Below are 19,375 nucleotides of genomic sequence, written 5' to 3' on the forward strand. Positions count from 1 at the left end.
TGTTTAAGATTTAACGAGCAGCGTCAACACTTCGTAGTGCGCGGTGTGCGGGAACATATCGAAAAGCTGCACGCGTTCTACACGGTAGCCCGGCAAATGGCCAAAATCCTTTGCCATGGTCTGAGCGTTACAGCTGGAATAGATGATGAAGTCAGGCGCCATCTGGCTCAGATAATCGCACAGCGTTTTACCGATGCCCCGACGCGGAGGATTCACCAGCACCAGTTCAGGCACGCGTCCCTGGCCGGTGGCGAACTCAGCAGAATCGAGCGCCTGAAAATGAAGATCGGTTAAGCCCAATTGCGCGGCAGATTGTTTGGCGCAGGCAATGGCCTCTGGTGAAATCTCAATCCCTGTCAGCGTCATCTGCGGCGTAGCACAGTGCAGGCCAAAGCCGCCAACGCCACAGAATAAATCCCACATATGATGAATATTTAGCGCCCGTATCCAGTCGCGCGCTGTGGCATAGAGCTGACTCGCCACCGTCGGGTTGGTCTGGAAGAAACTGTGCGGACGGATCCACAGCGGGACGTCGTTAAAGCGTTCCGCCAGCGCCTGCTGGTCGGTGAAGAAAATCTCTTTCTCCCCTTCCATAATCGCCATATGCACTGGCTGAATATTCGCCGTGATCACTTTCAGCTGCGGTAACTGCTGCTGAAGCCACGGCAGCGCCGCGCGCAGTTGTTCAAGTTTGGCTTCGGAACGCAGAACAAAGCGCAGCATCATTCCGCCGTTGAGCTGGCTTTCGGTTAACAGCAGGTATTTGAGTTCACCGCGTTTGCGCTCGACGTTATAGGGCGTTAAACCCGCGCGGGCGATAAAAGGTTTCAGCGCCGCGAAGACCGGCTCAAACGAAGCGGGATAGAGCGGACAGTCGGTCAAATCCTCTGGCGTACCGTCGCGATGCAACATCCCCAGCAGCGGTTTTTCGACGCTCCCACTCACCACCATTTTGGCTTTATTGCGAAAGCCCTGCTCCGGCCCGCTGACGGGTGCGCACCACTCCGCCACCGGGTGCGCAGCAAGTAACTGCTGCAAATCGGTCATTTTGGCAGAGAGTTGTTGGGAGACCGGCTGCTCTATCCACTGACAGGAGCGGCAACGACCGGCATCAAAGAGTGCGCACTGCATAGGAAAACCTTAAGAATAACGGGGCTGCGATTATATACACAAAATCATTCAAGTTGTATCAAGGCGGCAAGTCTGAGGATCCCCAGGAGTTTACTCAAGCCAGTGACTGGGGTGAGCAGACGCCGCCAACGCAGCGACAGCGTGAAGGATGACGTGTATATACGTTATTGCAGACGGAAAAACCGTCGACTGGAAGCGGGAACAAAGAGGAGGAACAACACCAGCAGATCCGGAAGTTTTTGCAGCATCAGCGAGCGGAAAATGTCCCGTTTCGACTCACCGGCAATACTGAACAGCTCGGGATAACCATAGCCGATCGACGCAGCCCAAAGATAGCCGGTGGCAATTACCTGCGTTAGCAGAAACACCCACCGCGCCCAGTTCCGCCCTTTCGCCAGGGAAAAAGCGCAGTAGATCTCAACGAAAACCAGCGCCAGGCTGCCCATGAAAACGAGCGTTAAATTCCACGTTTGCACGCTGCGATGGATAAATTCCCCCACGCCGCGCAGACCCAGCATATTAAACAGCATCACCAAATCCAGACAGCGGATCATGATAATGGCGAGCGCCGCTACCTGCACAAAAGCAGGTACGTTCAGGCGAGCATGTGCTTGTCGCGATTTAGTAAAGAATCCCAATGTTTTTACTTCCCTGAAAAACAGTGCCGCGACACGCGCGGCACTTCATTGAGAATTTTAAATGCTTCAGCCGCGTCTTGCACGCTGGATATCACGCACGCGCTGTTTTTCCGCGCGCGCCATCAGATACCAGGCGATAAAGCCCACGACGCCCACGACACCTAAAATGATTGACGCCAGGGCGTTAATCTCAGGGTTAACACCCATGCGCACGCTGGAGAAAACCAGCATCGGCAGCGTCGTAGCACCCGGGCCAGAAACGAAGCTGGCGATCACCAAATCATCGAGCGACAACGTGAACGCCAGCAGCCAGCCGGAGATCACCGCAGGCATAATCATCGGCAGCGTAATGATGAAGAAGACTTTCACCGGCGTGGCCCCGAGATCCATCGCCGCCTCTTCAATCGAATGGTCCAGCTCGCGCAGACGCGATGAAATCACCACCGCCACATAGGCTGTGCAGAAAGTGACGTGCGCCAGCCAGATGGTCAACATGCCACGATCCGCCGGCCAGCCAATCGCATGCGCGAGGGCGACAAACAGCAGCAGCAGCGACAAACCGGTAATGACGTCCGGCATAACCAGCGGAGCCGTAATCATAAACGCAAAGCCCGTTGAGCCGCGGAAGCGACCGAATCGCACCATCACCAGCGCGGCAATCGTACCGAGTACGCAGGCCATGGTGGCCGCGCAGGCGGCAATCGTCAGGCTCAACCCCACCGCGCTCATCATGGCGCTATCGCGGAACAGTTCGCCGTACCAGCGTGTCGACCAGCCCGCCCAGACGGTCACCAGTTTGGAACTGTTAAACGAGTAGATGACCAGCATCAACATCGGGGCATAAAGGAACGTGAAGCTCAGTACCAGAATCAGAATGCGCCACGGAGAGCGTACGACCGGTAAATTATTCATCCGTTACCTCCCATCTGTTTTTGCTGATGCTTGTGGAACCACATGATTGGCACGATCAGCAACAGCAGCATGACAATCGCGACCGCAGAGGCCACCGGCCAGTCGCGGTTATTAAAGAACTCCTGCCACAGCACGCGACCAATCATAATGCTGTCCGGGCCGCCGAGCAGTTCCGGGATAACAAACTCACCGACAGCCGGGATAAACACCAGCATTGACCCCGCGATAATGCCGCCTTTGGTGAGCGGGACAATCACGTTGAAAAACGTTTTCAGCGGACGGGCACCGAGATCCAGTGAGGCTTCGACCAGCGAGTAATCAATACGCGTCAGCGCCGTATAAATCGGCAGCACCATAAACGGCAGATAGGCGTACACAATGCCGATATACACCGCCAGATTGGTGTGCAATATCGTCAGCGGCTGATCGATAACGCCGAGCCACAGCAAGAAATTATTGAGCACACCGTTGTTTTTCAGGATCCCCATCCACGCGTACACGCGGATCAGAAACGAGGTCCAGGACGGCAGAATCACCAGCAGCAGCAAAATATTGCGCGTCGACGGTTTGCTATGCGCCACCGCCCACGCAAGCGGATAGCCGATCGCCAGACAGCAGATCGTCGACACCGCAGCTATCTGCAATGACTGCAAGTAGGCTTCGAAATAGAGCGGATCGTCGGTGAGCTGCAGGTAATTGCCCAAATTCAGCGCGATCGTCAGCGTTCCGTCCGCCCACTCCATCAGATTGGTATACGGCGGGATCGCCCGCGCCATTTCGGCGAGACTGATCTTGAAGACAATCAGGAACGGCAGCAGGAACAGCAGGATCAGCCATACGTACGGCATAGCGATCACCAGCTTGCGGCCATGCGCCATCTGCATATGCGTCAGCCATTTCGCGAATCCGCTGGTTTTAGGCTCGCGGACAGGGGGTTCAAGTGTACTCATTGCCGCTCCTTATACCGTCAGCACGACGCAACTGTCCGCGTCCCAGTAAAGACGCACTTCGTCGCCCCACGTAGGCAGCCCTTTTCGGTAACGGTGCTCGTTCTGCAACTGGGCGCTGATCATCTGTCCACTTTTGAGTCGAACGTGATAAATCGAGAGATCGCCAAGGTAAGCAATATGCACCACTTCACCGACGGCGAAGTTATAGCCATCAGCAGGCGATTCCTCGCAGAGCATGATTTTTTCTGGACGCAGCGCCACGTAAACCGGCACGTTATCCACGACCGAGGCGTCAGGATCCACTTTCAGCGGATGGACTAACCCTGGCGCTTCAATCACCAGTCCATCTTCCTGACGTTCTTTCAGCAGCCCTTCAAACACATTGACCGAGCCGATAAATTCCGCGCTGTAGCGCGTGGTCGGGTGCTCATAAATCTCTTCCGGCTCGCCGATTTGCACGAACTTACCGCGGTTCATGATCGCGATACGTCCGGCCATGGTCATGGCCTCTTCCTGATCGTGCGTCACCATCACACAGGTCGCGCCCACGCGCTCAAGAATATCCACCACTTCAAGCTGCATGCGGTCGCGCAGCTTTTTATCCAGCGCCCCCATCGGCTCGTCGAGCAGCAACAGTTTTGGCCGTTTTGCCAGGCTACGCGCCAGCGCCACGCGCTGACGCTGACCGCCAGAAAGCTGATGCGGCTTGCGCTTCGCGAATTCCTGCATGTGCACCAGGCTGAGCATTTCGGCCACGCGTGCCGTGATTTCTGCTTTAGGCAGTTTGTCCTGCTTCAGGCCAAACGCGATGTTCTGCTCCACCGTCATGTGCGGGAACAGGGCGTAAGACTGAAACATCATATTGATCGGGCGCTCGTAAGGCGGCACACGGGAGAGATCGACGCCATCCAGCATAATTTGCCCGGCGGTAGGTTGTTCGAAACCGGCCAACATCCGCAACAGCGTCGATTTACCACAGCCAGACGCGCCAAGCAGCGCAAAGATCTCGCCTTTGTAGATGGTGAGGCTGACATCGTCCACGGCATGCTGACCATCAAAGGACTTCGTCAGGTTACGGATTTCAAGAAGCGGGGTCAGCGCTTTACGGGTTTTCGCCTGCGGGCGGGGGGTCGCTTCATTCACGGGGTGCTCTCCGGCATCAATCTAAACTGGTGCAGGCGCACCCTTTCGGTGCGCCTGTTGCCGGGATGTTCTGCACATTCCCGGCCTGGAAAAAGTCGGTGAATGAATTATTTACCGCTTTTCACCTTCGTCCACGCACGGGTACGCACGCGGTCGATTTTCGGGTCTTGTACTTTCAGCGTGAACAGCTTGGCGAACACGTCTGCCGGCGGGAAGATAGCCGGATTGTCACGCACTTCAGCGCTGATCAGCGGCACCGACGCTTTGTTACCGTTGGCATAGAAGACGTGATCGCTGATATGGGCAATCACTTCCGGACGCAGCAGGTAGTTCAGGAACTGATAGGCTTCATCTTTGTTTTTCGCATCCGCAGGCATCGCGAAGACGTCAAAGAACGCCAGCGCACCCTCTTTCGGGATCGTATACGTCACGTTCACGCCATTCTTCGCTTCTTTCGCACGGTTAGCCGCTTGCCATACGTCACCCGCCCAGCCGATAGCGACGCAGATATCGCCGTTAGCAAGATCGTTAATGTACTGAGAAGAGTGGAAGTAGCGAATGTTTGGACGCAGCTTCAGCAGCAGGTCGGTAGCCGGCCCGGTGTAGTCATCTGCTTTGGTGCTGTTCGGATCTTTGCCGAGGTAATTCAGCACGGTGGCAAAAATCTCTTCAGGCGCATCCAGGAATGAGACGCCGCAGCTTTTCAGTTTTGCCAGGTTTTCCGGTTTCAGCACCATATCCCAGCTGTCCAGCGGTACGTCGGTTCCCAGCGCTTTTTTGACTTTATCAACGTTGTAGCCAATCCCGGTTGTCGCCCACAAATACGGTAAAGCGTACTTGTTGTCCGGATCGTGCTTCGCGACCATCTTCAGCACTTCAGGATCGAGGTTTTTCCAGTTCGGCATCTTGCTTTTGTCCAACGGCTGGAAAACACCGGCCGCCAGCTGGCGCTCGAGGAAACTGGCCGATGGAACCACCAAGTCAAAGCCGGTGCTACCCGCCATCAGTTTGCCTTCCAGCACTTCGTTGGAATCAAAGACGTCATAAACCACTTTAATCCCGGTCTCTTTTTCGAAATTCGCCACCGTATCCGGCGCGATATAATCAGACCAGTTATAAATGTGCAGCGTTTTTTGTTCCGCAGCGAGCGTACCGGCAGAGACAGCCATCAGAGCGCCCGCAACCAGACCCGATAACCATTTTTTATTAAAGGCGACCATATCGTTATTCCTTATGAAAGCTCGTTAACTGTTGTTAACAAACGAACTAAAAGCATGCATTGGGGGATATGCAAGAATCGTGCATATTTTGTCGCTCTGCCTGACGCAAAAGAAAAAACCTTCTGGCAGTTTTCGCTCGCTTTTTTAAGCTCCGCAAGAATAACTGTAGCCTGTGCCCCAGGCTATAGCCCAGATTAAAAAGCGGTTTTTATCAATTTTTTATGCAGAAAGGGTCTATGTGATAAGCCGAACTGGCCCGGAGATAGGTGAAATATTCTTTAAAGGAAGGTTAAAAGCAGCAGAATAAAGGGTGTTTTGCAGCCGCTGCGGTAGCGACTGCGTGAGTATCATTGTGTTTTAGTGCAGAAAGGGGTCGCGTGACTCGTTATTCTCGATTTCTTCATCTTCAGGCGTAAACAGCAGATGATGCGCGCTGGCCTCTAACATCACCATCGAGATTTGCTCTTCGCTCTGGCGCATAAACCAGGAAAACTGCTGAAATGATAGCCCCGCTCCGGCGCAGAAAGACTGGCAAACCACCAATTTTGGCAGATTATCATCCTGAATATCGAGAAATGCTTTTACGGTCAAAGAACCGGCATTGATCGCTGATAAATCAGAGGCCAGGGCCAGCAGTGCCGACGGTTTTACTTCAGCCAGCGCCGAGAAGAGAATCACGTCGTTGATCAGGTCGATTTTGGCGTCAAAAATGCCGTCGAAATTTTGCATGTGCGGCAGGTGCAACGCCTGACAGGAATCACACTCAAAGTAAGTGATACCCGCATCGTCGAGCCAGTGACGTAACGTATCCAGAGTTGGAACGACCTGTAAATCCATAGCAGTGCAGCCTCTTAATAAAAAACTTTTCCTAGAGTACGCAAAAAGCGCGTTCCTAACCACCCGTTTTAAGGCAATAGCCCGGCGTGGCGTGGCGCTCAATCCATGAGATCATTTTACCCGCAATGTCGACGCCCGTGGTTTTCTCTATCCCTTCAAGACCCGGCGAGGCATTCACTTCCATCACCAGCGGCCCCCGATTCGCGCGCAAAATATCCACGCCCGCAATATCCAGGCCCAGGGTTTGCGCCGCTGTGATGGCGATTTCACGTTCGCGCTCGGTGATGTCCGCGATTCGCGCCACGCCGCCACGGTGCAAATTCGAGCGAAAATCGCCGTCTTTCGCCTGACGTTCAATCGCCGCCACCACTTCATTACCAACGACCAGACAGCGGATGTCGCGCCCTTTCGCCTCTTCGATATATTCCTGCACCAGAATATGCGCGTTCAGGCCGCGAAATGCATCAATCACGCTTTCAGCCGCCTGACGCGTTTCGGCCAGCACGACACCAATGCCCTGAGTCCCTTCCACCAGCTTCACCACCAGCGGCGCGCCGCCCACCATCGCAATTAAATCGCTGGTGTCGTCGGGTGAATGAGCAATGCCGGTCATCGGTAAATCGATGCCCTGTCTCGCGAGTAGCTGCAGGGAGCGCAGTTTGTCGCGCGCGCGGGTGATGGCAACGGATTCATTCAGGGGGTAACTGCCGAGCATCTCGAACTGACGCAAAGCGGCGGTGCCGTAGAAGGTCATTTGGGAACCAATGCGCGGGATCACCGCGTCAAAGTGCGGTAAATGACGACCTTTATAATGAATAGAAGACGCCGCCGGGCTGATGTTCATATAGCACGACAGCGGATCGAGGATCTCAACCACATGGCCACGCTTATTCGCCGCGTCAAGCAGGCGCTTACAAGAATAGAGCGTTCCATCCCGGGACAAAATGGCAATTTTCACCCTGCACCTCTCCAAAATCTCAATAAGAGCCTGCGTATCATATACGCAGCCAGGCGCAGGATAAATGCGCTATCGCACGGCCCAGCCCTGTTTATGCAAATACTCGAGAATAAACGGACGGTTTTCTTTAATGATGGTGCGACGAATATGATCGCTCCAGGTGTCACGGCGATTATTGCTATCGCGCGTCAGATAATAGTTGGCAAGGTCTTCATCGTACTGCGCCAGTACGTCAGCATCCACGGGTTGATAGTGATTTTCATGCATCAGCATCGCGGCAGGGATGCGCGGCTTCACATCCGGATTATCAGCGGGCCAGCCAAGGCACAGGCCAAACAGCGGTAAAACATGTTTTGGCAGTTGCAGGAGTTCCGTCACACTTTCAATGTTGTTGCGAATGCCACCGATATACACGCCACCTAAACCCAGCGATTCGGCGGCTGTCAGCGCATTTTGCGCCATCATTGCGGTATCCACGACGCCCAGCAGAAGCTGTTCTGCCAACCCCAGCTGCGCATCCGGGCAAATTTGCAGATGGCGATTAAAGTCTGCGCAGAACACCCAAAACTCAGCCGCCTGTCCGACATGCTTTTGCCCGCCCGTGAGCGTCACCAGTTGTTCGCGCATGGCCGGATCGGTAATGCGGATAATGGAGGTGCACTGCAAAAAACTGGAGCTGGACGTCCCCTGCGCACTCGCGATAATCGCCTCCCGCTGGGCATCCGTAATCGGTTTGTCGGTGTAATGGCGGATAGAACGGTGGGAACGGATCACATCAATCGTCGGGGTCATTGGGTCTCTCTTTTCTCTCTCTTTATGCGGTTTCCAGCCAGTATAGGCAAAGATGGCGGACGTGTAATTGGCGAAATATAGCCTGAAGATATCAAAGCAACAGGTGAAACCTGCTTTTCATGAGGGCAGGTTATCGTGCACTATAAGCGTCATTCGCCGTCGGGCTTACGTTTTAGGAGAGAGATATGTTTGCAGTGATTTTTGGACGTCCGGGTTGCCCTTACTGCGTGCGCGCTAAAGAACTGGCAGAAAAACTGACCGCTGAGCGTGATGACTTTAACTTCCGCTACGTCGATATCCACGCGGAAGGCATCAGCAAATCTGACCTCGAAAAAACCGTGGGTAAACCGGTTGAAACCGTACCGCAGATTTTCCTCGATCAGACGCACATTGGTGGTTTCACTGATTTCGAAGCCTATGCGAAAGAGAATCTGGGTCTTTTTGCTGCCCAGTAACGTGTGAAGCGCCCTCTCTTGAGGGCGTTTTTATTTGTGACGCAGACGCCGAATCAAACTGCGCGCAAAGAGAAAACACAACGCGCCCAGCGCACACCAGAATATCCCGCTCATCAGCCACGCCAGTTCCTGCCACAGCGAACGAGACGGCACAAACACCCAACGCATCACCACCAGGCATAGCGGTGCCGCCAGGATCGCGCCAATCAGCGGTTTGAATACCTCTTCACCGCGCGTCAGAAAACTGGCCGCCATCCCAGGGAGAATGAAAAACAGTAACCCCAGCTCAGGATGGCCTGAAGACCGAAATGCGCCCTTCACATTCGCTAAAACAAGGCAAACCGCGGTAAACAACAAGAAACAGCAGGCGACCCCCGCCCAGTTCCGTTTTATGTTCAAAAATCCTCCTGACTTCATCTCTATCGAATAAACATTCGTCCAGCGGACGCCCAGTCAGATAAAGCAACGTGGCACTCCTTGCCAAAGCCCATAGGTGATATGCGATCTTTACTGGCTCTGAATATCCAATGCGATTAGACTATCGGCCAGTTATTGTTCTGCGGATATATTCTTAGTGTGTGGAAAGTGTATTTTTCAGCTCGCACACGGGACAAAACAGTAGCCTAAATAACCCTTCCTTTCAACAGCTTAACGGTAAACAAGAAGTTAGCCTCCGTGAATATAAACGTCGCAGATTTGTTAAACAGGAATTACATCCTGTTATTATTTGTTGTACTGGCATTGGGTCTGTGTCTGGGCAAATTACGCCTGGGTTCAGTTCAACTTGGTAATTCCATTGGCGTTTTAGTCGTCTCATTATTATTAGGCCAACAACATTTCAGCATTAACACCGACGCGCTAAATCTTGGGTTTATGCTGTTTATTTTTTGCGTCGGCGTGGAAGCTGGCCCGAACTTTTTTTCAATTTTCTTTCGCGACGGCAAAAATTATCTGATGCTGGCGCTGGTGATGGTCGGTAGCGCACTGATTATCGCGTTAGGGTTGGGCAAACTGTTTGGCTGGGATATTGGGTTAACCGCAGGCATGCTGGCAGGATCGATGACCTCGACGCCCGTTCTCGTCGGTGCTGGCGACACCTTGCGCCATTCGGGGATGGAAGGGAGCCAACTTTCCGTTGCGCTCGATCATCTGAGTTTAGGCTACGCCCTGACCTATCTGATCGGTCTGGTCAGCCTGATTGTCGCCGCACGCTATTTGCCAAAATTACAGCATCAGGATTTGCAGACCAGCGCCCAACAAATCGCCCGTGAACGCGGCCTGGATACCGACACCAAACGCAAAGTCTATTTACCGGTGATTCGCGCCTATCGCGTGGGCCCGGAGCTGGTTGCCTGGGCCGACGGTAAAAATTTACGTGAGCTGGGGATCTATCGCCAGACCGGCTGTTACATCGAACGCATTCGCCGCAACGGCATTCTGGCGAACCCGGACGGCGACGCGGTGTTGCAGATGGGCGATGATATCGCGCTGGTGGGTTATCCCGATGCGCATGCCCGTCTCGATCCCAGCTTCCGTAACGGCAAAGAGGTGTTTGACCGCGATCTGCTCGACATGCGCATCGTCACCGAAGAAATTGTGGTCAAAAACCACAACGCCGTGGGCCGCCGCCTGGCGCAACTCAAGCTGACCGATCACGGTTGCTTCTTAAACCGTGTGATCCGCAGCCAGATTGAAATGCCAATCGACGACAATGTGGTTCTCAATAAAGGTGACGTCCTGCAGGTGAGCGGCGACGCGCGCCGTGTGAAAACCGTTGCCGACCGCATCGGCTTTATCTCCATCCACAGCCAGGTGACCGATCTGCTGGCGTTCTGCGCCTTCTTTATTGTCGGTCTGATGATTGGGATGATCACGTTCCAGTTCAGCAACTTCAGCTTCGGCGTCGGCAACGCTGCAGGCCTCTTATTCGCCGGGATTATGCTTGGCTTCCTGCGTGCTAACCATCCCACCTTCGGCTATATCCCGCAGGGCGCGCTAAATATGGTGAAAGAGTTTGGCCTGATGGTCTTTATGGCGGGCGTCGGTTTAAGCGCGGGCAGCGGTATTGGGCACAGTCTCGGTGCCGTCGGCTGGCAGATGCTGGTCGCCGGTTTGATTGTCAGCCTGCTGCCGGTGGTGATCTGTTTCCTGTTCGGCGCTTACGTCCTGCGCATGAACCGCGCGATGTTATTTGGCGCCATGATGGGTGCCCGCACCTGCGCCCCGGCGATGGAAATCATCAGCGATACTGCGCGCAGTAACATACCCGCGTTGGGCTACGCGGGCACATACGCCATTGCTAACGTGCTGCTCACACTGGCCGGTACGCTAATCATCATCATCTGGCCGGGACTCGGATAACTCTCAAGTTTGCGCATTGATAAAATTATTTTGGTTATGCGCAGAACTTTTGCAAAAGGAGGCAGTCATAATTAGTGCCACTGCTTTTCTTTGATGTCCCCCATTTTGTGGAGCCCATCAACCCCGCCATTTTGGTTCAAGGTTGATGGGTTTTTTGTTGCCTGAAATTCATAGCATCTCCAGTCAAGCATCTTGATTCCTACCTTTCCGGTATCAAATACTGTCATCTGCATCAACAATTTTCACCCGCGATCCGTCCCACCATCTGTCGAATATCGTCTCGCGAGAGCGGCTGCCTGTCCGTCACAAAATGCAGCGTCATCCCTTCGATAAAGGCATCCAACGCGCGGGCGGTCACTGGATCAAACCACTGCTCAAGCGTCGACTGACTGGTTTGCATCCAGTCCTGCATCACCTTTTTTAACGCGGGCTTACGGCTCATCAGCGCGTAAAGTTGATACATCAGCTCCATATTATGTGGCGTGGTGACTTCGGAACTGTGGATCAGCGTGGTAATGGATTCACAGGCCATTTCCGGCCCGGTCACGCCCGCAAAAAAGTCGCAATATTGCTGTGACATATCACAGGTAAAACGCGTGAACGCCTCTTCCAGCAGTGAATCCATACCGTCGAAATAATAGGTCATCGACCCTAGCGGCACGCCTGCGCAGGTGGCGATTTTACGGTGCGTGACGGCATCTATCCCATGCTCTGCTATGGTCTCCAGAGTCGCCTGAAGTATTCTTTCACGGCGCAGTGGATCGTTCGGTCGTCTGCTCATAAATTCCTCTTTCACTTTGTGTACAAATGTACACAACCTTGCTAGTGTTGTCGCTATTGTTATGCTTCTGGTGTGATTCGAATGACCTTAACTTCTCCACGTAAGGCCCTGCAGCGACGCATGTGGGCGCTCTTTATGTTCTTCTTTATTCCCGGATTGCTGATGGCGTCCTGGGCCACGCGCACGCCCGCCATCCGCGACATTTTGACGGTATCTACCGCAGAAATGGGCATCGTGCTGTTTGGCCTGTCGATTGGCTCGATGAGCGGCATTCTGTGCTCCGCGTGGCTGGTTAAGCGCTTTGGCACACGTACCGTCATCCGCACCACCATGTGCTGCGCGGTACTGGGAATGGTGTTCCTGAGCGTGGCGCTGTGGTTTGCCTCGCCGCTGATGTTTGCCCTCGGCCTGACGGTCTTTGGCGGCAGCTTTGGCGCGGCAGAAGTGGCCATTAACGTAGAAGGCGCCGCCGTTGAACGCGAGATGAATAAAACCGTGCTGCCGATGATGCACGGCTTTTACAGCCTCGGCACGCTGGCAGGCGCTGGCGTGGGTATGGCGCTGACAGCGTTCGGCGTCGCGGCGAATTTACATATTTTACTGGCGGCACTGGTCTGCATTATCCCGATTCTCACCGGCATCACCGCCATTCCTGACGGCACCGGTAAAAACACGGCGGAAGAGCAAAAATCGGCGGAGAAAGGTTTGCCGTTTTATCGCGATATGCAGTTGATGCTGATTGGCGTCGTGGTTCTGGCGATGGCCTTTGCCGAAGGCTCCGCTAACGACTGGCTCCCGCTGTTGATGGTCGACGGCCACGGTTTTAGCCCGACCTCTGGCTCGCTGATTTACGCTGGATTCACGCTCGGTATGACCGTCGGGCGCTTTACCGGCGGCTGGTTTATCGATCGCTACAGCCGCGTGGCCGTGGTCCGCGCCAGTGCGCTGATGGGTGCGTTGGGCATCGCATTAATTATCTTTGTCGACGTGGACTGGATAGCAGGCGTATCGGTGATTCTTTGGGGCGCAGGCGCATCGCTGGGCTTCCCACTGACCATTTCCGCCGCCAGCGACACCGGCCCGGATGCGCCGACGCGCGTCAGCGTGGTGGCGACGACGGGCTATCTGGCCTTCCTGGTCGGCCCGCCGCTGCTCGGTTTCCTCGGCGAGCATTACGGGTTACGCAGTGCCATGCTGGTGGTGTTAGCGTTAGTCATCGTTGCCGCGCTGGTGGCCAAAGCCGTCGCCAAACCGGATTCGCAAGACTCAGCTATGGAGAAGGGATATGAGCGTTAAGTTAATCGCAGTCGACATGGATGGCACCTTTTTAAGCGATGCCAAAACCTACAATCGCGAACGCTTTCTGGCGCAATATGAACGCATGAAACAGCAAGGCATTCGCTTCGTGGTCGCCAGTGGAAATCAGTATTATCAGTTGATCTCTTTCTTCCCTGAGATCGCGCATGAAATCGCCTTCGTCGCCGAAAATGGCGGCTGGGTGGTGAATGCCCGTGAAGATGTGTTCAACGGCGAGCTGAGCAAAACGCAGTTTGACACGGTTGCGCGCTTTCTCTGTTCCCTCCCCGAAGTGGACGTTATCGCCTGCGGGAAAAACAGCGCTTACACCCTGAAATCTTACGATGATTCACTGAAAGAAATGGCGGCGAAATATTACCATCGGCTCGAAATGGTCGAGAATTTCGAGAATTTGAACGACATCTTCTTTAAGTTTGGGCTGAACCTGCCGGACAGTGAAATCCCACGCATTCAGGCCATGATTCATGCGGAGCTCAGCGATATTATGGTGCCGGTTACCACCGGGCACGGCAATATCGACCTGATTATTCCGGGTGTGCACAAAGCGAACGGCCTGCGTATTTTGCAGAAGCTGTGGGACATTGAGGACAGTGAAGTGGTGGCCTTCGGCGACAGCGGGAACGACATCGAAATGCTGCGTCAGTCAGGCTTTAGCTTTGCGATGGCGAATGCCAAAACGCATATCAAAGATGTCGCGCGTTTTGAGGCGCCGCACAATAACGAAGAAGGCGTGCTGGACGTGATCGAGAAAGTGTTAACTAAAGAAGCGCCGTTCAACTGATGGATTCGCCCGGTCGCACATAAATGCTGACCGGGCTACTCATACTGTTACGGCTGTAGCGCGTTGCCGACGCGTTTATTTTTCAGGAATATCACCATCAAACCTACCCACAGCACGCCGTTCGCCAGATTAAACAGGCTGAACAGGCCGTTACCGCCGACGATGTAAGCATGTTTACTGACTTCGATGCCGACGGTAAAAATCAACATTTGCAGCATACCCATCGCAGCCGACACCGTTCCTTTACTCATCTCGCTGGCAAACAGCGTCAGGCGCACAAGGCCTGCGTTGGCAAGACCAATCCCAAACGCGTAAATGCTCAGGCCAGCGGTCATCCACAAATAAGCATGCGAAGAAGCCACTGTGGCAACAGCGGCGAGAATCAAACCGCCTGCAATCGGCCAGCCGCCCAGGATGATTAGCGAGCGCACGGAGCGGCGTGACGTGAGACGCGCAAGCACCAGGTTACCGATAATCAGTGCGCCAAAAATCGGCACCTGTAACAGGCCATATTCATAGCTGCTGAGTTTCTCGCCGCTGATAATGATCACTGGCGACTGCGCAATCCACGCCAGCAGCGGCAGGCTGACAAAGCCGGTTGCCAGAGCGCCCGCCACGAAGCGGACGTTTTTCAGCACTTCTTTGTAATCGCGGCCTAACTCTTTGAGCGACAATTTTTCGCCCAGTCGGGTCGCGGTTTCTGGCATTGCGCGATGCAGCCCGAAGTAGGAGATCGCGGCGAGCAGCGCGAAGAGGATGAACATCCCTTCCCACGGAGCTACGTGTACCCAGGCCGCGCCCACCAGCGGGCCGAGCAGCGGCGCTATCAGCGCTACGTTCGCCATCAGCGCGGTAATTTTGATGCACACCGCCTCTTCAAACGACTCTTGAATGGCGGCATACCCCACGGCACCGATAAAGCACAGGCTCACGCCCTGCAAAAAGCGCAGCACCATGAATTGTTCGATCGTTTGCGCCAGCAAAATGGCGAGGCAGGTGACGATAAACCACACCACGCCCGTCAGCATCACCGGACGGCGGCCAATACGGTCCGACAGCGGTCCGAGCAACCACTGCAAAAACATGCCCCCCGCCAGATAGGCGGTCATGGATGTGGGTACCCACTCGATCCCGGCGTTGTATTGCGCGACGACCGTCAGCATACCGGGCTGGATCATATCGTTAGCGATATAGGTCGAGAATTCGTAAAGCACCAGACACAGCGGGAACAGTAACGCCTGGCGACCCAGACGATGACCGGAAGAAGAAGAACGGTTTAACATGCGGTCTCTTTATGATGAAAAATCGCGATGATTTTAATGAATTGGCCGTTATCGAGATAGTGAATTATTGAAGATAAACAGAAATACAGCACATATCGCTGTCGTTTAAGGTTTCCTTAAGTTGCCCCCCCTATGATAACCCTATTTCTCGTCATCGAATGTCATCATGGCCCAATTACCTGTCGCATCAGAATTATCTAAGTCACAGACAACTAAGACAAAACCGCTTTACCGTTTGCCGGCACGCTTTTATGGTTATCAACTTTTTGTGCTAGGCGTTCTGGCGGTGCTGTTTACCTGGCTTTCGCGCGACGAAATGCTGGACCGCTGGATAACGGGCTTTTGGTTTGACGCGGCAACGCACCGTTTTCCGCTGCAACAGAACCCCTTGCTCGATTTACTCAATCACCGACTGGCAAAGTACATCGCCATTGCCTTGGCTGCCGTCGCGCTGATTTACGGCGCCTATCGTCGCAACGCGCCGCTGGTAACCGGTGCGTTATTGATGGGGCTCGGCACGCTGGTGGTTGGCGTCCTGAAAAGCATGAGCCATCACAGCTGCCCGTGGGATCTGGTGGAATACGGCGGTAAGGCGGTTTCGTATCCCCTGTTCGGCAGCACACCGGTTGATAGCGGCCCCGGCCGTTGTTTCCCCGGCGGGCATGCGTCCAGCGGTTTTATGGTGATGGGGCTGTTTTTTGCGTTCTGGCGCGAGCGTCCACGTCTGGCCTGGGGCTTTGTCGCACTCGGCATCATCTTTGGACTGTTGATGGGTTATGGCCAGGTGATGCGCGGCGCGCATTTTTTCTCTCACAACCTGTGGTCAGGTTGGTGGGTGTGGTTTTCTCAGGTTTTGGCCTATGGCCTTGTTTCTGCCTGGTTTGCAAAAGAGTGATGATGGAATGCTAGAGAATCTCAATTTAGGACTGTTTTATCTGATTAATGCGACTCCGGCCTCGTCAGAGTGGACTATCGTCTTCGCCAAATTTATCGCCAAAGATCTGATTAACATTGTCCCGGCGCTGGTGGTGATCCTCTGGCTGTGGGGGCCGCGTAAACAGGTCAGCGCGCAGCGCCAACTGGTGATTAAAGTCGCCATGGCGCTTGCTGTCAGCATGACGGCCTCGTGGATGCTGGGGCATCTGTTCCCGCACGATCGTCCGTTTGTCGACCATATCGGCTCCAATTTCCTGCATCATTCGGCGGATGACTCCTTCCCAAGCGATCACGGCACGGTGATCTTCACCTTCGCATTGGCTTTCCTGTTCTGGCATCGCGTCTGGTCTGGCGTTGTCATGATGGGCATCGCGATAGCTATTGCCTGGTCGCGCGTCTATCTGGGCGTTCACTGGCCGCTCGATATGCTCGGCGGTCTGCTGGTCGGCATGATTGGCTGCCTGAGCGCGCAAATCCTGTGGAATCTGTTTGGTCAGCAGCTGTATCGCGGGCTCCAGCAGGTCTACCGCGTCTGCTTTGCCTTTCCTATCCGCAAAGGCTGGGTACGTGACTAATCCCGGTGCGACAGGTTACACTTGAGCCCCCGCGTTGCGGGGTTCACTTTTGATCCTGAGGACCTATGGAAACACGACGCGACGACCGCATTGCCCAGCTACTGCAGGCGCTGAAGCGCAGCGATAAGCTGCATCTCAAAGAAGCCGCGACGTTACTTGGCGTCTCTGAGATGACTATTCGTCGCGATCTGAACAGCGAAAGTGCCCCTGTGGTGCTGCTGGGTGGGTATATCGTTCTCGAACCGCGCAGCGGTAGTCACTACCTTATCAGCGATCAAAAAACCCGTCTGGTTGAAGAAAAACGCAAAGCCGCGCGCCAGGCAGCGTCGTTAGTCCAGCCGCATCAAACTCTGTTTTTTGATTGTGGTACTACCACGCCCTGGATTATCGAAGCCATCGACAGCGAACTGCCGTTTACCGGCGTCTGTTATTCGCTGAACACTTTTCTGGCCTTACAGGAAAAACCCGAGTGCCGGGTGATTCTCTGCGGTGGAGAATTCCACGCCAGCAACGCGATTTTCAAGCCGCTGAATCTGCAAGACACCCTGAGCAACCTGTGCCCGGATATCGCCTTTTATTCTGCGGCGGGCGTGAGCGTGCGCCAGGGTGCGACCTGTTTTAATCTCGAAGAATTGACGGTGAAGCATTGGGCGATGAACGCCGCGCAATATCATGTGCTGGTGGTGGATCACAGCAAGTTCGGGAAAGTGCGTTCGGCAAGAATGGGTGAACTGTCGCGTTTTGATGCGATTGTGAGTGATTGTCGCCCGGATGACGAACTGGTCGCTCATGCAAAAGAGCAGCAAATTAAGCTGATGTACTAGGCTGATGCCCTCACCCCCCCTCTCCCAAGGGTAGAGCGAGTAAACACTAAAACGGCAACCCTCGGGTTGCCGTTTGCTTTTACCTAGAACCAGCTCCCGAACCACTGGTGGAATTTCATCAGGACAAAATCCCACATCCGGCTAATAAAGCCGCCCTCGTCCACCGCTTGCATCACAATCAGCGGACGCTGCTCGATGGATTTGCCGTTAAGCTGGAAGTCGATTGTCCCGACTACCTGGCCCTTTTTCAGCGGCGCAGTGAGCTGCGGGTCGGTCAACGTATAGCTGGCTTTCAGGTTTTTCAGCTGCCCGCGCGGAATGGTCACTGAACCGGCTTCACCCGCCCCCAGATTGACTTCGCTCTTATCACCAAACCACACGCGCTGGCTGATAAACGTCGCATCCGGTTTAATCGGGGTGACGGTTTCGAAGAAGCGGAAGCCCCAGGTCAGCAGTTTTTCTGATTCGTTGAAGCGGATACGATCCGTTTTGGTCCCCAGCACAACGGAGATCAGGCGCATATCGCCCTGCGTTGCCGAGGCCACAAGGTTATAACCCGCGCCCGCCGTGGTGCCGGTTTTCATCCCGTCCACATTCACGTTGCTGCTCCACAACAGGCGGTTGCGGTTCGGCTGACGAATCTTGTTGAAGGTAAACTCTTTTTCTTTATGGATGGCGTACTCTTCTGGCACATCGTGAATCAGCGCCTTGCCGAGCAATGCCATATCACGTGCGGTACTGAATTGCCCTGGTGCATCTAAACCGTGAACGGTTTTGAACGTGGTTTTGGTCAAGCCCAGTCTTTGCGCGTAACCATTCATCAAACCAATGAACGAATCCTGACTGCCCGCTACATAATCGGCCAACGCGATACAGGCGTCATTGCCTGACTGAATGATTACGCCTTTATTCAGGTCGGAAACGGACACCTGATCGCCCGGTTTCAGGAACATAACGGACGATCCGCGCAGTGCCGGGTTACCGGTGGCCCAGGCGTCTTTGCCGATGGTGACCATATCGTCGAGTTTGATTTTGCCTGCTTTCAGCGCTTGACCCACCACATAGCTGGTCATGATTTTGGTCAGACTCGCCGGATCGAGCTGTTCGTCCGCATTGCCTTCCGCCAGCACTTTGCCGCTGGCGTAATCCATCAAAATCCAGGCGCGCGCGTCAACCGGAGGCGCTTCAGGCGCGGCTTGTTCAGCTGCATAAAGTGTTGGAGAGAACAGGAAAAGTAGCGCGGAGCCAGCTGCCAGGCCGCGCAGAGAAGAAGTTAGTTGCGTCATACATGCCCACCCGAGTGTCCATTCTAAAAATCACGTCACATCACCGTGTCGCAAGAAGCGATGAGTAATAGCGCACAAATGCGTTCAAAGAAACCTAAACGAGGTAAAGTTTTTAAAGTTTACGCAATAACATTCAGATACGCTTTGATAGAGACGATTTTTTTGTCACCTGTTGCGTAATTGTTGGGTTTATCT

Annotated in this window: 20 protein-coding genes; 7 read left to right on the forward strand and 13 right to left on the reverse strand. The window is 54.2% G+C overall.

Annotated features, from left to right (window positions below; translation table 11 throughout):
• Positions 1 to 3 precede the first annotated feature (3 nt).
• From rlmC to nfsA, 9 genes are all read right to left on the reverse strand, one after another.
• Positions 4 to 1,131 (reverse strand): 23S rRNA (uracil(747)-C(5))-methyltransferase RlmC, encoded by a 1,128-nt coding sequence (gene rlmC / locus AC07RN_RS03055; RefSeq protein WP_478335543.1) that lies wholly within the window; start codon positions 1,129 to 1,131, stop codon positions 4 to 6.
• 164 nt (positions 1,132 to 1,295) lie between these two features.
• Positions 1,296 to 1,793 (reverse strand): YbjO family protein, encoded by a 498-nt coding sequence (locus AC07RN_RS03060; protein ID WP_150099565.1) that lies wholly within the window; start codon positions 1,791 to 1,793, stop codon positions 1,296 to 1,298.
• A 42-nt stretch (positions 1,794 to 1,835) separates the two neighbouring features.
• Entirely contained in the window at positions 1,836 to 2,681 is an 846-nt protein-coding gene (gene potI / locus AC07RN_RS03065; protein ID WP_235135194.1) for a putrescine ABC transporter permease PotI, read from the reverse strand.
• Positions 2,678 to 3,631: a putrescine ABC transporter permease PotH gene (potH, locus tag AC07RN_RS03070; protein ID WP_012016770.1), complete on the reverse strand. Its 954-nt coding sequence runs from the start codon at positions 3,629 to 3,631 to the stop codon at positions 2,678 to 2,680. The genes potI and potH overlap by 4 nt, the downstream gene beginning before the upstream one ends.
• A gap of 9 nt (positions 3,632 to 3,640) precedes the next feature.
• Positions 3,641 to 4,774, reverse strand: a complete 1,134-nt coding sequence (gene potG, locus AC07RN_RS03075) for a putrescine ABC transporter ATP-binding subunit PotG (protein ID WP_012016769.1) — start codon at positions 4,772 to 4,774, stop codon at positions 3,641 to 3,643.
• Positions 4,775 to 4,881: 107 nt separating this feature from the next.
• Positions 4,882 to 5,994, reverse strand: a complete 1,113-nt coding sequence (potF, locus tag AC07RN_RS03080; protein WP_012016768.1) for a spermidine/putrescine ABC transporter substrate-binding protein PotF — start codon at positions 5,992 to 5,994, stop codon at positions 4,882 to 4,884.
• Positions 5,995 to 6,351: 357 nt separating this feature from the next.
• Positions 6,352 to 6,831 carry a YbjN domain-containing protein gene (locus AC07RN_RS03085; RefSeq protein WP_235135192.1) on the reverse strand — a complete coding sequence of 160 codons (480 nt, stop codon included), beginning with the start codon at positions 6,829 to 6,831 and terminating at the stop codon, positions 6,352 to 6,354.
• Positions 6,832 to 6,886: 55 nt separating this feature from the next.
• Positions 6,887 to 7,789, reverse strand: coding sequence for a 30S ribosomal protein S6--L-glutamate ligase (gene rimK, locus AC07RN_RS03090; protein ID WP_407436352.1), 903 nt, complete (start codon positions 7,787 to 7,789; stop codon positions 6,887 to 6,889).
• Between the two features lie 69 nt (positions 7,790 to 7,858).
• On the reverse strand, positions 7,859 to 8,581 hold the full coding sequence (gene nfsA, locus AC07RN_RS03095) for an oxygen-insensitive NADPH nitroreductase (RefSeq protein WP_012016765.1): 723 nt from the start codon (positions 8,579 to 8,581) through the stop codon (positions 7,859 to 7,861).
• Positions 8,582 to 8,766: 185 nt separating this feature from the next.
• On the opposite strand from nfsA, the gene AC07RN_RS03100 reads away from it, so the two are divergent.
• Complete coding sequence (locus AC07RN_RS03100; RefSeq protein WP_012016764.1) at positions 8,767 to 9,036, forward strand: GrxA family glutaredoxin; 270 nt, start codon at positions 8,767 to 8,769, stop codon at positions 9,034 to 9,036.
• A 30-nt stretch (positions 9,037 to 9,066) separates the two neighbouring features.
• Here AC07RN_RS03100 and AC07RN_RS03105 read toward each other — a convergent pair whose 3' ends face one another.
• Positions 9,067 to 9,435: an inner membrane protein YbjM gene (locus tag AC07RN_RS03105; RefSeq protein ID WP_041689356.1), complete on the reverse strand. Its 369-nt coding sequence runs from the start codon at positions 9,433 to 9,435 to the stop codon at positions 9,067 to 9,069.
• A gap of 276 nt (positions 9,436 to 9,711) precedes the next feature.
• Here AC07RN_RS03105 and AC07RN_RS03110 point away from each other — a divergent pair, with 276 nt between their 5' ends.
• Complete coding sequence (locus AC07RN_RS03110) at positions 9,712 to 11,397, forward strand: aspartate:alanine antiporter (protein ID WP_478335544.1); 1,686 nt, start codon at positions 9,712 to 9,714, stop codon at positions 11,395 to 11,397.
• 232 nt (positions 11,398 to 11,629) lie between these two features.
• On the opposite strand, the gene AC07RN_RS03115 is transcribed toward AC07RN_RS03110, so the two are convergent.
• Positions 11,630 to 12,178 (reverse strand): TetR/AcrR family transcriptional regulator, encoded by a 549-nt coding sequence (locus AC07RN_RS03115; protein ID WP_478335545.1) that lies wholly within the window; start codon positions 12,176 to 12,178, stop codon positions 11,630 to 11,632.
• 81 nt (positions 12,179 to 12,259) lie between these two features.
• Between AC07RN_RS03115 and AC07RN_RS03120 the strand changes: the two genes are divergently transcribed.
• Both AC07RN_RS03120 and AC07RN_RS03125 read left to right on the forward strand, forming a co-directional pair.
• Positions 12,260 to 13,474, forward strand: a complete 1,215-nt coding sequence (locus AC07RN_RS03120) for an MFS transporter (RefSeq protein ID WP_012016736.1) — start codon at positions 12,260 to 12,262, stop codon at positions 13,472 to 13,474.
• Entirely contained in the window at positions 13,464 to 14,276 is an 813-nt protein-coding gene (locus tag AC07RN_RS03125) for a Cof-type HAD-IIB family hydrolase (protein ID WP_478335546.1), read from the forward strand. Before AC07RN_RS03120 ends, AC07RN_RS03125 begins: the two co-directional genes overlap by 11 nt.
• A gap of 47 nt (positions 14,277 to 14,323) precedes the next feature.
• On the opposite strand, the gene AC07RN_RS03130 is transcribed toward AC07RN_RS03125, so the two are convergent.
• The gene (locus AC07RN_RS03130; RefSeq protein ID WP_449553621.1) at positions 14,324 to 15,559 is read right to left on the reverse strand and encodes an MFS transporter; all 1,236 of its coding nucleotides are present in this window, start codon (positions 15,557 to 15,559) and stop codon (positions 14,324 to 14,326) included.
• 166 nt (positions 15,560 to 15,725) lie between these two features.
• Here AC07RN_RS03130 and AC07RN_RS03135 point away from each other — a divergent pair, with 166 nt between their 5' ends.
• From AC07RN_RS03135 to deoR, 3 genes are all read left to right on the forward strand, one after another.
• Entirely contained in the window at positions 15,726 to 16,454 is a 729-nt protein-coding gene (locus AC07RN_RS03135; RefSeq protein ID WP_012016733.1) for a phosphatase PAP2 family protein, read from the forward strand.
• 7 nt (positions 16,455 to 16,461) lie between these two features.
• On the forward strand, positions 16,462 to 17,070 hold the full coding sequence (gene ybjG, locus AC07RN_RS03140) for an undecaprenyl-diphosphate phosphatase (protein WP_449553623.1): 609 nt from the start codon (positions 16,462 to 16,464) through the stop codon (positions 17,068 to 17,070).
• Positions 17,071 to 17,135: 65 nt separating this feature from the next.
• Positions 17,136 to 17,894 (forward strand): DNA-binding transcriptional repressor DeoR, encoded by a 759-nt coding sequence (deoR, locus tag AC07RN_RS03145; RefSeq protein ID WP_133630733.1) that lies wholly within the window; start codon positions 17,136 to 17,138, stop codon positions 17,892 to 17,894.
• An 83-nt stretch (positions 17,895 to 17,977) separates the two neighbouring features.
• Here the strand turns inward: deoR and dacC are convergent, their stop codons facing one another.
• Positions 17,978 to 19,180: a serine-type D-Ala-D-Ala carboxypeptidase gene (gene dacC / locus AC07RN_RS03150; RefSeq protein ID WP_012016730.1), complete on the reverse strand. Its 1,203-nt coding sequence runs from the start codon at positions 19,178 to 19,180 to the stop codon at positions 17,978 to 17,980.
• Positions 19,181 to 19,375 lie beyond the last annotated feature (195 nt).

The organism is Lelliottia sp. GFLA7 (assembly GCF_056490165.1).

Bases quoted from the DNA above. Each gene is read 5' to 3' on its own strand.
- AC07RN_RS03120 (WP_012016736.1), top strand. From the start codon at position 12,260: ATGACCTTAACTTCTCCACGTAAGGCCCTGCAGCGACGCATGTGGGCG.
- ybjG (WP_449553623.1), top strand. From the start codon at position 16,462: ATGCTAGAGAATCTCAATTTAGGACTGTTTTATCTGATTAATGCGACT.
- AC07RN_RS03130 (WP_449553621.1), bottom strand. From the start codon at position 15,559: ATGTTAAACCGTTCTTCTTCTTCCGGTCATCGTCTGGGTCGCCAGGCG.
- deoR (WP_133630733.1), top strand. From the start codon at position 17,136: ATGGAAACACGACGCGACGACCGCATTGCCCAGCTACTGCAGGCGCTG.
- potF (WP_012016768.1), bottom strand. From the start codon at position 5,994: ATGGTCGCCTTTAATAAAAAATGGTTATCGGGTCTGGTTGCGGGCGCT.
- nfsA (WP_012016765.1), bottom strand. From the start codon at position 8,581: ATGACCCCGACGATTGATGTGATCCGTTCCCACCGTTCTATCCGCCAT.
- AC07RN_RS03115 (WP_478335545.1), bottom strand. From the start codon at position 12,178: ATGAGCAGACGACCGAACGATCCACTGCGCCGTGAAAGAATACTTCAG.
- potH (WP_012016770.1), bottom strand. From the start codon at position 3,631: ATGAGTACACTTGAACCCCCTGTCCGCGAGCCTAAAACCAGCGGATTC.
- dacC (WP_012016730.1), bottom strand. From the start codon at position 19,180: ATGACGCAACTAACTTCTTCTCTGCGCGGCCTGGCAGCTGGCTCCGCG.
- potI (WP_235135194.1), bottom strand. From the start codon at position 2,681: ATGAATAATTTACCGGTCGTACGCTCTCCGTGGCGCATTCTGATTCTG.
- AC07RN_RS03135 (WP_012016733.1), top strand. From the start codon at position 15,726: ATGGCCCAATTACCTGTCGCATCAGAATTATCTAAGTCACAGACAACT.
- rlmC (WP_478335543.1), bottom strand. From the start codon at position 1,131: ATGCAGTGCGCACTCTTTGATGCCGGTCGTTGCCGCTCCTGTCAGTGG.
- AC07RN_RS03125 (WP_478335546.1), top strand. From the start codon at position 13,464: ATGAGCGTTAAGTTAATCGCAGTCGACATGGATGGCACCTTTTTAAGC.
- AC07RN_RS03100 (WP_012016764.1), top strand. From the start codon at position 8,767: ATGTTTGCAGTGATTTTTGGACGTCCGGGTTGCCCTTACTGCGTGCGC.
- AC07RN_RS03085 (WP_235135192.1), bottom strand. From the start codon at position 6,831: ATGGATTTACAGGTCGTTCCAACTCTGGATACGTTACGTCACTGGCTC.